The organism is Janthinobacterium sp., from assembly GCF_009923995.1.
GTDB lineage: Bacteria > Pseudomonadota > Gammaproteobacteria > Burkholderiales > Burkholderiaceae_D > Janthinobacterium.
On the sequence record NZ_RFSK01000043.1, the window covers coordinates 37,655 to 52,378 of the forward strand.

14 protein-coding genes are annotated in these 14,724 nt (G+C 61.9%); 4 read left to right on the top strand and 10 right to left on the bottom strand.

The features are described 5' to 3' along the window. Window positions 1–43: 43 nt before the first annotated feature. Complete coding sequence (rpsO, locus tag EBS11_RS19650) at window positions 44–313, bottom strand: 30S ribosomal protein S15 (RefSeq protein ID WP_010399743.1); 270 nt, start codon at window positions 311–313, stop codon at window positions 44–46. Window positions 314–497: 184 nt separating this feature from the next. On the opposite strand from rpsO, the gene bamE reads away from it, so the two are divergent. Continuing rightward, window positions 498–995, top strand: a complete 498-nt coding sequence (gene bamE, locus EBS11_RS19655) for an outer membrane protein assembly factor BamE (protein ID WP_290605547.1) — start codon at window positions 498–500, stop codon at window positions 993–995. A gap of 91 nt (window positions 996–1,086) precedes the next feature. On the opposite strand, the gene EBS11_RS19660 is transcribed toward bamE, so the two are convergent. The 9 genes from EBS11_RS19660 to EBS11_RS19700 all read right to left on the bottom strand — a co-directional run bounded on the left by EBS11_RS19660 (window position 1,087) and on the right by EBS11_RS19700 (window position 11,625). After that, a complete protein-coding gene (locus EBS11_RS19660) occupies window positions 1,087–2,631 on the bottom strand; it encodes a 2-isopropylmalate synthase (protein ID WP_290605549.1) in 1,545 nt (514 codons plus the stop codon). A 47-nt stretch (window positions 2,632–2,678) separates the two neighbouring features. Then, the gene (pssA, locus tag EBS11_RS19665) at window positions 2,679–3,530 is read right to left on the bottom strand and encodes a CDP-diacylglycerol--serine O-phosphatidyltransferase (RefSeq protein ID WP_290605551.1); all 852 of its coding nucleotides are present in this window, start codon (window positions 3,528–3,530) and stop codon (window positions 2,679–2,681) included. A 156-nt stretch (window positions 3,531–3,686) separates the two neighbouring features. Further along, window positions 3,687–4,442: an SIMPL domain-containing protein gene (locus tag EBS11_RS19670; protein WP_290605553.1), complete on the bottom strand. Its 756-nt coding sequence runs from the start codon at window positions 4,440–4,442 to the stop codon at window positions 3,687–3,689. 172 nt (window positions 4,443–4,614) lie between these two features. Continuing rightward, complete coding sequence (locus EBS11_RS19675) at window positions 4,615–5,370, bottom strand: SIMPL domain-containing protein (protein WP_290605555.1); 756 nt, start codon at window positions 5,368–5,370, stop codon at window positions 4,615–4,617. A gap of 207 nt (window positions 5,371–5,577) precedes the next feature. Further along, window positions 5,578–6,816: an MFS transporter gene (locus EBS11_RS19680; protein WP_290605556.1), complete on the bottom strand. Its 1,239-nt coding sequence runs from the start codon at window positions 6,814–6,816 to the stop codon at window positions 5,578–5,580. Window positions 6,817–7,039: 223 nt separating this feature from the next. Beyond that, window positions 7,040–7,861 (bottom strand): alpha/beta hydrolase, encoded by an 822-nt coding sequence (locus EBS11_RS19685; protein WP_290605571.1) that lies wholly within the window; start codon window positions 7,859–7,861, stop codon window positions 7,040–7,042. Window positions 7,862–8,288: 427 nt separating this feature from the next. After that, entirely contained in the window at window positions 8,289–9,305 is a 1,017-nt protein-coding gene (gene ilvC / locus EBS11_RS19690; protein WP_086136408.1) for a ketol-acid reductoisomerase, read from the bottom strand. Between the two features lie 74 nt (window positions 9,306–9,379). After that, complete coding sequence (ilvN, locus tag EBS11_RS19695; protein ID WP_010399754.1) at window positions 9,380–9,871, bottom strand: acetolactate synthase small subunit; 492 nt, start codon at window positions 9,869–9,871, stop codon at window positions 9,380–9,382. Window positions 9,872–9,873: 2 nt separating this feature from the next. After that, window positions 9,874–11,625, bottom strand: a complete 1,752-nt coding sequence (locus EBS11_RS19700) for an acetolactate synthase 3 catalytic subunit (RefSeq protein ID WP_290605559.1) — start codon at window positions 11,623–11,625, stop codon at window positions 9,874–9,876. Between the two features lie 496 nt (window positions 11,626–12,121). On the opposite strand from EBS11_RS19700, the gene EBS11_RS19705 reads away from it, so the two are divergent. The 3 genes from EBS11_RS19705 to EBS11_RS19715 form a co-directional block, all read left to right on the top strand. After that, complete coding sequence (locus EBS11_RS19705) at window positions 12,122–12,691, top strand: RNA polymerase sigma factor (RefSeq protein WP_290605561.1); 570 nt, start codon at window positions 12,122–12,124, stop codon at window positions 12,689–12,691. Beyond that, window positions 12,688–13,092 (top strand): DUF3619 family protein, encoded by a 405-nt coding sequence (locus EBS11_RS19710; RefSeq protein ID WP_290605563.1) that lies wholly within the window; start codon window positions 12,688–12,690, stop codon window positions 13,090–13,092. The genes EBS11_RS19705 and EBS11_RS19710 overlap by 4 nt, the downstream gene beginning before the upstream one ends. 2 nt (window positions 13,093–13,094) lie before the next feature. After that, window positions 13,095–14,724: DUF3106 domain-containing protein (locus EBS11_RS19715; RefSeq protein ID WP_290605564.1), on the top strand; the 1,630-nt coding region annotated here is incomplete at its 3' end.

Genomic DNA, 14,724 nt, shown 5'->3' on the forward strand with positions numbered 1-14,724 from the left:
GAACTGGCGCAGGCATTTCTGTATAAACCTTGTACGGCAAAAATTACTTGCGCAGACCAAGTTTAGCGATCAGGTCGCGATAACGGGTAGCGTCTTTAGCCTTCAGGTAGGACAACAGGCTCTTACGACGGTTGACCATCATGATCAGGCCGCGGCGGGAGTGGTGGTCTTTCGAGTGGGCTTTGAAGTGGCCGTTCAGTTCGTTGATGCGAGCCGTCAGCAGTGCAACTTGCACTTCAGGGGAGCCGGTGTCGTTTTGACCACGTGCGTTGTCCGCGATGATAGCGGCTTTGTTGATGTTTTCTACTGTCATGATAAACCTTTCACATGCGGTGCACAGAGTCTGAACCCTATCCACCGTGAACTACGATTATTAAAATACTGGCCGTGCTTCCAACCAGACGCGCAAGTATATCGGAAAAAAGCCCGCCTGTATCCTGCCGTGCGGGCTTTTCTCGGCGCATGATAGGATTTTCCTGCATTTCAGGAGGATAAACATGAAAAACATGCTCAAATTAGCAACACCACTGCTGCTGACCTTGCTGGCCGGCTGCGCCAGCTGGAACGTCCCGCCGCCGCTGCCGGGCGAATCGCGCGCCGCCGTGGAGGCGCGCCTGGGCCGCCCGACGAATGTCTACCAGCTACCCACGGGAACGGAACTGGAATACGCCACGGGGCCGTATGGCCAGGCCACCTACATGGCCCGCTTCGGCCCCGACGAGAAGTTAATTTCTTACGAGCAAGTGCTCGACGCGCCGGGCTTTGCACGCATCAAGGTGGGCGTCTCGACGCAGCAGGACGTGCTGCACCTCCTGGGCCGCCCGGCGGAAAAGTCCTACCTGGCCATCCCGAAACTGCAGGTCTGGTCCTACCGCTACAAGGAATCGGGCGTCTGGAATTCCATGATGCACGTGCATTTCGACCAGGACGGCATCGTGCGCATGATGCTCAACGGGCCCGACCCGGACAAGGAGGAGCGGCGCTTCTTCCGCTGACATATGACCGGCGCAGCGGCGCATGACGACACCGTAGCGGGCGGCAGCGATTTGCGGCCGAGGAGCACCTGGCTTGAATCCGGCGGCGCGTCTACGGCTGCGGGTCGATGCGCTCATCCTTCGCGTGCAGCTTGTTGAGCGCCGACAGATACGCCTTGGCCGAGGCGACGATGATGTCCGGGTCGGCGCCCACGCCGTTGACGATGCGTCCGTCGCGCGACAGGCGCATCGTCACTTCGCCCTGCGACTGCGTGCCCGTGCTGATGGCATTGACGGAGAACAAGACCAGTTCCGCACCGCTGGCGGCCGCGCTTTCGATGGCATTGACGGTGGCATCGACGGGGCCGTCGCCCTCCCCTTCGCAGCTGCGCTGCGCGCCGCCGACGAGAAACTCCACGCGGGCGCGCGGCACGGCGCCCGTCGTCGACTGCTGCGTCAGTGAAATAAAACGGTAGTGCTCACTCTCCTGCGCCTGCTGTTCCTCGCTGACGAGGGCCATGATGTCCTCGTCGAAAATCTCGGATTTGCGGTCGGCCAGCTCCTTGAAGCGGATGAAGGCGGCGTTCACTTCCGCCTCCGATTCCAGGGCGATGCCCAGCTCGTGCAGGCGCTGCTTGAAGGCGTTGCGGCCCGAGAGTTTTCCCAGCACGATCTTGTTCGCCGTCCAGCCCACGTCCTCGGCGCGCATGATTTCATACGTTTCCCGCGCCTTTAATATGCCGTCCTGGTGGATGCCGGACGCGTGCGCGAAGGCATTCGCCCCGACGACGGCCTTGTTCGGCTGCACGGCAAAGCCCGTGATCTGCGACACCATCTTGGATGCCGCCACGATTTGCGTCGTATCGATGCCCACCGTCAGGTTGTAATAGGCGGCGCGCGTGCGCAGGGCCATCACCACTTCTTCCAGCGCCGTGTTGCCGGCCCGCTCGCCCAGGCCATTGATGGTGCACTCGATCTGCCGCGCGCCGCCGATCATGGCGCCGGCCAGGGAATTGGCCACGGCCAGGCCCAGGTCGTTATGACAATGGACAGACCAGATGGCTTTATCCGCATTCGGGATGCGTTCGCGCAAGCGCTTGATGGTATTGCCGAAGATCTCGGGCACGGCGTAGCCCACCGTGTCGGGGAAGTTGATGGTGGTGGCGCCCTCGGCGATGACGGCTTCGAGCACGCGGCACAGGAAATCCTCGTCGGAGCGGCTGCCGTCTTCGGGGCTGAATTCGATATCGTCCGTGAACTGGCGCGCGTAGCGCACGGCGTTCTGCGCCTGCAATAGAACTTGCTCGGGCGTCATGCGCAGCTTCATCTGCATGTGCAGGGGCGAGGTGGCGATGAAAGTGTGGATGCGCTTGCGTTCGGCCGGCTGCAGGGCTTCGGCGGCGCGGGCGATGTCGCGGTCGTTGGCGCGCGACAGCGAGCAGATGGTCGATTCGCGCACGGCGCCGGCGATCGCCCGGATCGACTCGAAGTCGCCCTGCGAGGCGGCGGCGAAGCCCGCCTCGATCACGTCGACCTTCATGCGCTCGAGCTGCCGGGCGATGCGCAGCTTTTCCTCGCGCGTCATGGAAGCGCCCGGCGATTGCTCGCCGTCGCGCAGGGTGGTGTCAAAAATGATGAGCCGGTTGCTGTTTGTCATGGCTGCTCCTCGCTGGTGGAAAGAAGTGGCTACCGGCCCGGGGGTTGTCAGTGCTCCGGGTCCGTCTGGATGATGCTGACGGGCTTGCCCTTCGCCATGCGCCAGAAGAACACGGCATAGCCGGACAGGCCATAGGTCACAAAGATGGGGAACAGCACTTTCGGCGGGTCGATGGAAATGAGCGCAAAGAACAGTGCCAGCAGGAATACGACGATGAAGGGCACGGACTTGCGGAAATTGACATCCTTGAAGCTGTAGAACGGCACGTTGGTGACCATGGTCAGGCCCGCGAACAGGGCGATCGTCCACGATACCCAGGCCAGCTGGTTGCCGGCGAATTCGAGGTCGTTCATCAGCAGGATGAAGCCGGCCACCATGGCCGCCGCCGCCGGGCTGGGCAAGCCCTGGAAGAAGCGCTTGTCGACGACGGCGATGTTCGTGTTGAAGCGGGCCAGGCGCAGGGCGGCGCCGGCGCAGTAGACGAAGGCGGCCAGCCAGCCCAGCTTGCCCATGCCGCGCAGCGACCATTCATAGATCACCAGCGCCGGCGCGGCGCCAAAGGACACCATGTCGGACAGGCTGTCGTACTGGGCGCCGAATTCGCTCTGCGTATTCGTCAGGCGCGCGATGCGGCCGTCGAGGCCGTCGAGGATCATGGCGATGAAGATGGCCCAGGCCGCGTGTTCGAATTTCTGGTTCATGGCCATGACGATGGCGTAGAAGCCGCAGAACAGGGCTGCCGTCGTGAAGGCATTCGGCAACAGATAGATGCCGCGGCGGCGCAAGGTTTTCTTGCCCGCGCCATCGGCCACCGGCTGGCGCACGAATTTGCTGAAGCGGGAAGCTTTGGATGCTGCGGGGGTGCCGTTCTTGCCTCTACGACGGGGGAAGTTTGCCATGTTGTTCCATATCTTGTGTACTGCGGGGTATCGGTGCCAGATGGCGGGCGCATGGCGACTACGTCATGCGCCCGCCGCTGTTGCCATTATAGAGGAGCCACCGCCAAAGAAAAGTGCGATGGAGCAAGCTTGGCAACGTTGAGGCCATTCACAGGATCACTTGAACTTGATTTTTGCCACCAGCCCCATGTTCAAGGTGGTTTCGCCCGGCTCGAAGCTCGGTTCGGCCACCTGGCTGCCGCCATACGCCATCGTATCGGCGCTCATGGCGCGCGCGCCGGTCACGTTGACGCGCTGTGCATAGTTGCCCGACCCTTCGAAATCGATGGTATCGATGACGGCGTCATTGACGCTTCGGCCCATGGCGCCGGCGATGGCCGCCACGCGCTCGTTCAGGTTCCGGTAGGCGGCAGCGATGCGTTCATCGTCGAGCTTGCGGATGGTGGCGGGCGCCAGGCCGAAATTGAGGCGGTTCAGGGTCAGCACGCCTTGCGCGGCCGATACCGTTTTCGGCAAGGCGGCCAGATTGGTCGTCGTTACCTGCAGGTACTGGCCTACGCGCCAGCCCGTCGGCACGCGCGGCTTGGCGACGCTGCCTGGCGGCAAGGGTGCCGTTTCCGGGTAGACGGCATACGTGTAGTAGCCCTGGGTCTTGAGCACGGCTTGCGGGTCGGCCTTCTTGACGATGGCCACGCCCTGGTTCATCTTCTGGTTCACGCGCGAGGCGGCGGCGGCCTTGTCCTTGTCCTGCTCTTCGATGGCCAGGGTGACGGTCACCTGGTCGTTCGCATGCACCACTTCGCCGTTCGCCGGCACCACCACGAGGGTGCCGGACGTGGGCAAGGCTTGGGCCTGGGCGCTCAGGGCAAGGGTCGCGACGGCCGCAGCCAGCATCGATTTCATGACGGTCATTTATTTCTCCTAGGGAATTTTTACGAAACGCATGCCGCGCCCGGTACAAGCGGCAGCGGCATGGCTTTTTAGCTGGGTATTCTAGCGCGGGGAAGTTTGCTATGTCGCAAGGATCACGGCACCGCGCCGCCGCGGCCGCATGGAGCGGCGCGCGGGAAAGGTCACACGGGCATTACTTGAATTTCACCTTGCCGACGACACGCATGTCGAGCGTCGTTTCGCCCGGTTCGAAGCTCGGTTCGGCGACGGCGCTGTCGTCCGACATCTTGGCGCTGCGCATCATCATGGGGGCGGCGGCAGGACGGCTTTCGTTGGCATAGTTGCCCGAACCTTCGAAGTCCACCGTATCGAGCACGGCCTCCGACACGTTGCGGCCCATGGCCTTGGCGATGGCGGCCACGCGTTCATTGAGGTTTTTATACGTGGCGGCGATGCGCTCATCGTCGAGCTTGCGGATGGTTTCCGGCTTCAGGCCGAAGTTCAAGCCGTTCAGGGTCAGCACGCCTTGCGCAGCGGACACGGTTTTCGGCAAGGCCGTCAGGTTGGCCGTCGTCACTTCCAGGTACTGGCCCACGCGCCAGGCCGTCGGCAGGCGGGGCTTGGCCACGGCGCCGGCCGGCAGCGGACGCTCTTCCGGGTACACGGGATAGGTGTAGTAGCCATACGATTTCAGTGCGGCATTCGGGTCTGCCTGCTTGACGATGGCGATGCCCTTGTTCATCTTCTGGTTGACTCTCGACGCGGCGGCAGCCTTGTCCTTGTCCTGTTCTTCGACGGCCAGGGTGGCGACGACCTGGTCATTGACATGCTTGACTTCGCCAAACGCGGGAACGACCACCAGGGTGCCGGTGGTCGGCAAGGTTTGGGCTTGAGCGCTCAGGGCAACGGTGGCTGCGGCGGCAACAAGGACGGATTTCATCACGGTCATGGGGGTACTCCTAGGTGGTTAATATGGCTGACAGCAAGGAAGGGGGCGGCATGCGCCGCCTCGTTCGCTTGAGAAACTTGTCAAACTGTGTAGATTCTAACGCCTCACAAATTCCCGTGGCGCAAATTAACAAATCGTCACAAAATGCGCCAGCCAGTCACATCTGCTCACATTTTAATAACAACGTTATTTTATATAACATTGATATCAATGTCCCGCGACCACGCCGCCGCTGCGGCGGCCCGGCTTGAAACTGTAGCGGCGTGCGCGCCAGGCGATGGCCAGCGCCACCAGCAGCAGGGCCAGCATGGCCCACGGAAAGGACGCTGCGCCATAGCCATCGAGCAGCATGCCGCCCGCCAGGCCGCCGCCCGCGATGGCCACGTTCCAGATGGTCGCCACCATGGCCTGCGCCACGTCCATGCCGTCGCCGGCCGCGTCCGCCGACGCCGTCTGCAGCAGGGTGCCCGCGCCGCCAAAGGTGATGCCCCAGATGGCCATGCTGGCATAGATGACGGCCGGCGACTCCATGGCCAGCCCCAGCGCCACCACCACGAGGGCAAACGCGGCGATGCAGCCCAGCACCAGGGTACGCAGCCAGCGGTCGATCAGCTGGCTGACCAGCCAGATGCCGGCCAGCGATCCGACGCCATACACGAGCAGCACGAGGTCGACGCGCGGACGCAGGCCGGACGGGGCCAGGAAAGGCGCGATATAGGTATATAAAATGTTATGCGCCAGCATCCACGCCACGATGACGGCCAGGATGGGCCGCACGCCCGGCGTCATGAACACTTGCCGGATGGAAAGGCGCTCGCCATTCTTTTGCCCCGGATAGTCGGGCACGGCCAGCAATACCCAGGCGATCAGCACCACGGCCAGTCCCGACATGATGCCGAAGATGCTGCGCCAGCCCAGCACGCCACCCATCAGGGTACCCAGGGGCACGCCCAGCGACAGGGCCAGCGGCGTGCCGATCATGGCAATGGCCATCGCCCTGCCCTGCTGTTCCACGGACACCATGCGGCGCGCATAGCCGGCCATCAGCCCCCAGGCCAGCCCGGCGGCCATGCCGGCCAGGAAACGGGAAACGAGGGTAAGGAGGTAATGCGGCGACAGGGCCGTCACCGTATTGAACACCAGGAAGCCGCCGATGGCCAGCAGCAGCACGTTGCGCCGGCGCCAGCCGCTCGTCAGCGCCGTGAGGGGAATGGCCGTCAGGATGGAACCGATGGCGTAGACGGTCACGAGCTGGCCCGTCATGACTTCGGAAATGCCCAGGCCCTGGGCGATCTGCGGCAGCAGGCCGGCCGGCAAGGTTTCCGTCAGGATGGCGATAAAACTCGTCATGGCCAGGGCCAGCAAGGCCAGGACGGGAAGGCGTTGAGGAATGGGCGCTGCAACAGCGGCCGATGGCGGCACTGTGGCGGTAAAACGGTCAGTCATAGGAGTCCTTCTGGTGGCGCAGGCGGCTCAGTAAAAAACAGCGCCTGGCGTGCTACGAAAGCGGTGATGCGCGTTGCGGTCGGCAGATACCGAAACAGATGCAGTCCATGTGAAACTGCAAAGGAAGGGCGGGATTATATAGGAGGCGGACGAAAAGCGTGCGGGCAAGAAAAAACCAGGTTTGCGTGCGAAACCTGGTTTCCGGTACCGCCGCGGCCGCGCCCTATTTGCCGCGCCGCAGGAAGGCCTGGACGGCGTTGACCGTTGCCGCCGGCTGCTCTTCCATCAGCCAGTGTCCCGCATCGGGGATGACCAGCTCCGTCACGTTGCTGGCGGCATTGCGCATGACCACCGCCTCGTTGGCGCCGAAGGACTTGGCGCCGCCGATCGCCAGCACGGGCATGGTCAGCTTGCTCGCCATCGAGCGCAGATTGTCGTCGGCATCTTGCGGTATCGCCAGAAATTGCGCGAAGGCCGCATGCATGGCGCCCTTGCGCGCATACAGGCTGGCGTAATGGCGCCGCGTTTCCTCGTCGATTCTGGCCGGCGTGCCGGCGAATTCATTCCAGAAGCGGTCCAGGTAGATGCGTTCGCGCCCTGTCACCAGGCGCTCGGCATCGGGGCCGCCAAACGAGAAATGCCATAGCTGCGGACTGCGCACGATCTGTTCCCACGGCGGAATGCCGGGCAAGGGCGCATCCATGACCACCAGCCGTTCCGTCTTGTCCGGATAGCGGGCCGCATACGCGTACGCCACCATGGTGCCGATATCGTGCCCCACCACGTCGGCACGGTCGATGCCCAGCTTGTCGAGCACGGCACGCATGTCGGCCGCCTGCGTGCGCTTGTCGTAGCCGCCGGCAGGACGCGAGGACAGGCCCATGCCGCGCAAGTCGGGCACCACTACCGTGTGCTCGCCGGCCAGTGCCGCCGCCAGCGGCGCCCACATGTCGCCCGTATCGCCAAAACCGTGCAGCAACAGCACGGCCGGGCCGGAACCACCCACGCGCACGTGGATCACGCCGTCGGCGGTGGCGATGTCCATGGTCTTGAAGGTCTTGGGATAGGCGGGCACGCCCGCCTGCGCATTGCCAAAGGAAAACAAGGTCAGTACGGTGCTCAGAAACAGGCCCAGCAGACGAGCCGGGAGCGAAGCCAGGGCTATCGTGTACACGTGCGCCTCCTGATCAAGATGGTGCCGAAACCGGCAGTCATCAGGGTAACACCGCCACGCGGTGCTATCGCGCAGCATTGATAAAAATCCAATATATATCAATGCGCGGCACGCCGGAAGCGGCCGCCTGCAACAAAAAAGCCAGGTTCCGTTATGGAAACCTGGCTTGCATATGATGGGCAGGCAAAGCTGCCACATAAAAATCGTAACGAGCGGCGACGCCTTGTGACCAGGAAGCGCTGCTGTACTTTGGTACAGCAGGCATCGCAGGCCGCAAATCGCGCCGCGCCGCAGATTTTTAGTTCTTCGACTGGTCGACCATCTTGTTCTTGGCGATCCAAGGCATCATGGCGCGCAGTTTCGCGCCCACTTCTTCGATCTGGTGCTCGGCCGTCAGGCGGCGGCGCGAGATCAGGGTCGGTGCGCCTGCCTTGTTTTCCAGGATGAAGCTCTTCGCGTATTCGCCCGTCTGGATGTCTTTCAGGCATTGACGCATCGCATCCTTGGTGGCCGAGGTGACGACTTTCGGACCGGTCACGTATTCGCCGTATTCGGCGTTGTTCGAGATCGAGTAGTTCATGTTGGCGATGCCGCCTTCATAGATCAGGTCGACGATCAGCTTCAGTTCGTGCAAGCACTCGAAGTAGGCCATTTCCGGCGCGTAGCCCGCTTCCGTCAGGGTTTCGAAGCCGGCCTTGATCAGTTCCACGGCGCCGCCGCACAGCACGGCCTGTTCGCCGAACAAGTCCGTTTCGGTTTCTTCGCGGAAGTTCGTTTCGATGATGCCGGCACGGCCGCCGCCGTTGGCCGAGGCGTACGACAGGGCGATATCGCGGGCGATGCCCGACTTGTCCTGGTACACGGCGATCAGGTGGGGCACGCCGCCGCCCTGGGTGTAGGTGGCGCGCACGGTGTGGCCCGGGGCTTTCGGCGCAACCATGATCACGTCCAGGTCGGCGCGTGGCACGACTTGGCCATAATGCACGTTGAAGCCGTGGGCGAAGGCCAGCACGGCGCCCTGCTTGGCGAACGGGGCGATGTTTTCGTTGTAGACCTGGGCGATGTTTTCATCTGGCAACAGGATCATGATGACGTCGGCCGCTTTCACGGCATCGTTCACTTCCGCCACTTTCAGGCCCGCTTGCTCGACCTTGGTCCACGAAGCGCCGCCCTTGCGCAGGCCGACGGTGACGTTGACGCCCGAATCGTTCAGGTTTTGCGCGTGCGCGTGGCCTTGCGAGCCGTAGCCGATGATGGCCACGTTTTTGCCTTTGATCAAGGAGAGGTCAGCGTCTTTGTCGTAAAAAACTTTCATGGTATTTCCTATAATTTGATGATGCGTTGTTGTTTTAAATGCGGCGCCAGGGCCGCGTAGAGCTGCTTATATTTTTATACTTTGAGGATGCGTTCGCCGCGGCCGATGCCGGAACCGCCCGTACGGACGGTTTCCAGGATGGCGGCGCGGTCGATCGAATCGATGAACGCGTCCAGCTTGACCTTGTTGCCGGTCAGCTCGATCGTGTACGTCTTTTCGGTGACATCGATGATGCGGCCACGGAAGATGTCGGCGGTGCGCTTCATTTCCTCGCGCTCCTTGCCCACGGCACGGACCTTGATCAGCATCAACTCGCGTTCGATATGCTGGCCTTCGGTCAGGTCCACCACCTTCACCACTTCAATCAGACGGTTGAGGTGCTTGGTGATCTGCTCGATGATGTCGTCCGAGCCGCTGGTGACGATGGTCATGCGCGACAGGGTCGAGTCTTCCGTCGGCGCCACGGTCAGTGTTTCGATGTTGTAGCCGCGTGCCGAGAACAGGCCCACCACGCGCGACAGGGCGCCCGCTTCGTTTTCCAGCAAGACAGAAATAATATGGCGCATGATTACAGGTCCTCCGAGCCGAGCATCATTTCGGACAGGCCCTTGCCGGCTTTCACCATTGGCCACACGTTCTCGGCCTGGTCAGTAATGAAGTTCATGAATACCAGCCTGTCTTTCATGCCAAACGCCTCTTTCAGGGCGCCGTCGACGTCGCCCGGTTTTTCAATTTTCATGCCCACGTGGCCATACGCTTCGGCCAGCTTCTCGAAGTCGGGCAGCGAATCCATGTACGACTCGGAATAGCGCGAACCGTAATCGATCTCCTGCCACTGGCGCACCATGCCGAGGAAACGGTTGTTGAGCATGATGATCTTCGGCGTCAGGTGATACTGCTTGCACGTGGCGAGCTCCTGGATGCACATCTGGATCGAGCCTTCGCCCGTGATGCAGGCCACGGTGGCGTCCGGATTGGCCATCTGCACGCCCATGGCATACGGCAAGCCGACACCCATGGTGCCCAGGCCGCCGGAATTGATCCAGCGGCGCGGCTTGTCGAAACCATAATATTGTGCGGCCCACATCTGGTGCTGGCCCACGTCGGAGGTGATGAAGGCGTCGCCCTTGGTGATCTGGAATACCTTTTCCACCACCGCCTGCGGCTTGATGACGAGGTCGGACGTCGGGTATTTCAGGCATTCGCGGCCACGCCATTCGGCGATCTGCTTCCACCAGTTCGAGAGTGCGTTGACGTTCGGCTTGGCTTCGGCCGCGTCGAGCTGCGCGAGGAACTCGATCAGCACGTCCTTGACGTTACCGACGATGGGAATATCGACTTTCACACGCTTGGAGATCGACGAGGGGTCGATGTCCACGTGGATGATCTTGCGCGGATGCGAGGCGAAATGTTTCGGGTTGCCGATCACGCGGTCATCGAAACGGGCGCCGATGGCGATCAGCACGTCGCAGTTCTGCATCGCCATGTTCGCTTCATAGGTGCCATGCATGCCGGGCATGCCGACATACTGCTCGCTCGAGGCGCGGTAGCCGCCCAGTCCCATCAAGGTGTTGGTGCACGGGAAACCGAGGCGGTCGACCAGCTTGTTCAGCTCGGGAGCCGCATGCGCCAGGATGACGCCGCCGCCCGTGTAGATCATCGGACGTTCGGCTTGCAGCAGCAGCTGCACGGCCTTGCGGATCTGGCCCGAGTGGCCCTTGTCGACGGGACGGTAGGAACGCATCTCGACTTCCTTAGGATAGTCGAAATGGCATTTGTGCATGCTGATATCCTTGGGGATATCCACCAGCACGGGTCCCGGACGGCCGGTGCGGGCGATGAAGAAAGCTTTCTTGATCGTCGCCGCCAGGTCCTTGACGTCCTTGACGAGGAAGTTGTGCTTGACGACGGGGCGAGTGATGCCGACCGTGTCGCATTCCTGGAACGCATCCTGGCCGATGGCGTGGCTTGGCACCTGGCCGGAGATCACCACCATGGGAATCGAGTCCATGTAGGCGGTCGACAGGCCCGTGACGGCATTCGTGACGCCCGGACCGGACGTGACGATGGCGACGCCGACCTTGTTCGAGCTGCGCGAATAGGCATCGGCGGCGTGGATCGCGGCCTGCTCGTGGCGTACGAGGATATGCTGGAATTTGTTTTGCTGGAAGATGGCGTCGTAGATGTAGAGTACGGCTCCGCCCGGGTATCCAAAGACGTGCTCGACGCCCTCTTCAGCCAGACAGCGCACGACAATTTCTGCGCCCGTGATCGGTCCTGTTGCGGAACCTGTTGCAGGTCCCCTAGCTTCGGTATTCATGAAACATTCCTTTCAAGGTCCATTGGAGATTGATCGGATGTTCTTTCCTGACGAAGTTCGCTGTGCGCGACAGTGCTCCTGCTTCCCTTTTCATGCGGTCACGGCATTTCTTTGGGCACCCATAGATACCTTACAAAACAACGCTTAACGCAACTCGTTTGGCCGGAGTTTCTGTGGCGCCTGGACGAACCGCTCGCGCTTGTGGCGCGGGTTAGAACAAACTGCCTACAAATGAAAGCGCGTCTTGCCGCGGGATGGCGTTGTGTGCCGGTCGCGACCTGACCATAGGGCTTTGGGGTGTTCAAAGCGTCCCATACGTTATCGCGTCGCACCATTATGGTCAAGGAAAATGTCAATCAAAAGCCCTTTTTGCTCACACGCGGTGCAAAAACCATGCGGAAACGCACATTTTTTGCTAGCATGCTCAGGGTTGCAAAAAGCATACCCGCCCCATTTCGCCCACCGCACCCGCAGCCGCTAGATCACCCCATACCGCATGGCAACAGACAAAGAATTATCCGACTTTCTAGAAAATGTCGAGCGGCGCGCTTTCAAGCAAGCCGCCTACGCGGTCCGCAAGGATGAATCGGCGCTCGACATCGTGCAGGATGCGATGATCAAGCTGGCCGAGAAATACGGCGACAAGCCGGCCGCCGAACTGCCGATGCTGTTTCAGCGCATCTTGCAGAACACCATACTCGACTATTTCCGCCGTGAAAAAGTCCGCAATACCTGGGTCAGCCTGTTTTCCGGCATGAAACCCGCGGGCGACGAGCATGAAGATTTTGAATTACTTGATACTTATGAATCGGAACAGGGCAGCAGCGCCGCAGAATCTTCGGCCGATCAGGTCGAACGCGCGCAAATCCTTGATTTGATTGATGAAGAGGTACAAAAACTGCCGGCGCGTCAACGCGAAGCCTTCCTCATGCGTTATTGGCAGGACATGGATGTGGCTGAAACAGCGGAGGCGATGGGTTGCTCCGAAGGTAGCGTGAAAACACATTGCTCCAGAGCTACCCACACGCTCGCCGAATCGCTGAAAGCCAAGGGAATAAAATTATGAATACCGACGATCTCAATTTCGCTTACAAAGTGCGCCATGCACTGAACGAAAAACTCGACGACCTGCCCGCCTCGGCCACCGATCGCCTGGCAGCGGCACGCAAGCTGGCCCTGTCGCGCAAGAAGGCCGATGCGCCCGTCGCCGTGGCCGCGCGCGAAAACGTCTTCGCCGGCATCGCCAGCCAGTTCTTCTCGCAGCCATTGTCGTGGCTGGGCCGCATGAGCGTGATCATCCCGCTGGTACTGCTGGTCGGCGGCATGGTGGGCATCTATCAGTTTGAGCAGGAACAACATATTGCCGAACTGGCAGAAATCGACGCTGCCGTGCTGTCGGACGAATTGCCGCTGTCAGCCTATATGGACCATGGCTTCAACGCCTACCTGACGAAACGCGAGCAATAAGCATGGCGCGCATCAGCAAACGCACTGGCTGGTTCGCCGCCGGCATCGGCCTGGGCGCCTGCGCCCTGGCCGGCGCCGCCTGGATGGGCGAACATGCCGCTCCCGCCGCCCCGCCCGTGACGGCGGCGCCCGCCGCCGCGGCAGCTCCGGCCCCGGCCGCCAAGCCCGGTTCGCCCCGCACGGCGGGCAAGGGCGGCATGCCGCCCAAGGCCAGCGACAACCCGTCCTGGAACAAGCTGTCGCGCGCGCAGCAGGCAGCCCTGCAGCCGCTGGCGGGCGAATGGAACAAGCTCGAACCCCTGCGCAAGCAGAAATGGCTCGATATCGCCAACCGCTTTGCCTCCATGACGCCGGACGAGCAGACCCGCGTGCACGAACGCATGCGCGAGTGGATCAAGCTGACGCCGGAGCAACGCCGCCTCGTGCGCGAAAACTACGCGCGCGCGAAGAAGATTGATCCAGGTCAAAAAACGTTGCAATGGGAGCAGTACCAGCAGTTGCCGGAAGATCAAAAGAAAAAACTCGCAACGGAACTGGTGCCGAAAAAACCGCTGGAAAAAGTGCCGGCGATCAATTCCAACACGAGCAAGCCGGCCGTGACCATGGCACCCGCCACGCCCGTCGCCGCCACTCCGCCTGCCGCCGTGGCTGCGCCTGCCCTGGCGCCCGCACCGGCAGCGGCGCCTGCTGTATCCGGCCCGGTGGAAGTGCGCGTCCCTGACATCGGCGACTTCAAGGACGTGGCTGTCATCGAACTGCTGGTCAAGGTCGGCGACACCGTGAAGGTGGAGCAGAGCCTGATCACCGTGGAGTCGGACAAGGCTTCCATGGAGATTCCTTCCAGCACCGCCGGTGTGGTGAAGGAAATCAAGGTCAAGCTGGGTGACACCGTGAACATCGGTGACTTGGTGGTGATTCTGGAAGGTGTGGCTGGTGCCGCACCAGCGCCAGCTGCGGCCCCCGCAGCGGTCGCTGCCGCACCTGCTGCTCCCGTTGCAGCTCCGGCACCTGTGGCTGCTGCCGTGGCAGCGCCTGCTGCATTGGCTGTGCCAGCCCACGCGCCCGGTGGCACCACGCTCGGTTTGCCCCATGCATCGCCTTCTGTGCGCAAGTTCGCCCGCGAACTGGGTGTGCCTTTGAACGAAGTCAAGGGTTCCGGTCCCAAGGGCCGTATCACCGAGGCGGACGTGCAAGGCTTCACCCGTTCCGTGATGAGCGGTGCAGTGCAAACGCTGGCCATTGCGGCGCAAGCCAAGGCTTCCGGCAGCAATGATGGCACCGGCTTGGGCTTGATCCCTTGGCCCAAGGTGGACTTTGCCAAGTTCGGCCCGATTGAGCGCAAGGAGCTGTCCCGCATCAAGAAGATCAGCGGTGCCAACCTGTTGCGCAATGCGGTCATGATTCCGGCCGTCACCAACCACGACGACGCCGACATCACCGACCTCGAAGCTTTCCGCGTCTCTACCAATAAAGAGAACGAGAAGTCGGGCATCAAGGCCTGCGTGGCTGCGCTCAAGAAGTTCCCCGAGTTCAACAGCTCGCTGGACGGCGATGCGCTGATCTACAAGCAGTACTACCACATCGGTTTTGCGGCCGACACGCCCAACGGCCTGGTGGTGCCCGTGATCAAGG

Coding starts and splice junctions, on each gene's coding strand:
- rpsO (WP_010399743.1), bottom strand. CDS start 313: ATGACAGTAGAAAACATCAACAAAGCCGCTATCATCGCGGACAACGCA.
- bamE (WP_290605547.1), top strand. CDS start 498: ATGAAAAACATGCTCAAATTAGCAACACCACTGCTGCTGACCTTGCTG.
- EBS11_RS19660 (WP_290605549.1), bottom strand. CDS start 2,631: ATGACAAACAGCAACCGGCTCATCATTTTTGACACCACCCTGCGCGAC.
- pssA (WP_290605551.1), bottom strand. CDS start 3,530: ATGGCAAACTTCCCCCGTCGTAGAGGCAAGAACGGCACCCCCGCAGCA.
- EBS11_RS19670 (WP_290605553.1), bottom strand. CDS start 4,442: ATGACCGTCATGAAATCGATGCTGGCTGCGGCCGTCGCGACCCTTGCC.
- EBS11_RS19675 (WP_290605555.1), bottom strand. CDS start 5,370: ATGACCGTGATGAAATCCGTCCTTGTTGCCGCCGCAGCCACCGTTGCC.
- EBS11_RS19680 (WP_290605556.1), bottom strand. CDS start 6,816: ATGACTGACCGTTTTACCGCCACAGTGCCGCCATCGGCCGCTGTTGCA.
- EBS11_RS19685 (WP_290605571.1), bottom strand. CDS start 7,861: ATGGACATCGCCACCGCCGACGGCGTGATCCACGTGCGCGTGGGTGGT.
- ilvC (WP_086136408.1), bottom strand. CDS start 9,305: ATGAAAGTTTTTTACGACAAAGACGCTGACCTCTCCTTGATCAAAGGC.
- ilvN (WP_010399754.1), bottom strand. CDS start 9,871: ATGCGCCATATTATTTCTGTCTTGCTGGAAAACGAAGCGGGCGCCCTG.
- EBS11_RS19700 (WP_290605559.1), bottom strand. CDS start 11,625: ATGAATACCGAAGCTAGGGGACCTGCAACAGGTTCCGCAACAGGACCG.
- EBS11_RS19705 (WP_290605561.1), top strand. CDS start 12,122: ATGGCAACAGACAAAGAATTATCCGACTTTCTAGAAAATGTCGAGCGG.
- EBS11_RS19710 (WP_290605563.1), top strand. CDS start 12,688: ATGAATACCGACGATCTCAATTTCGCTTACAAAGTGCGCCATGCACTG.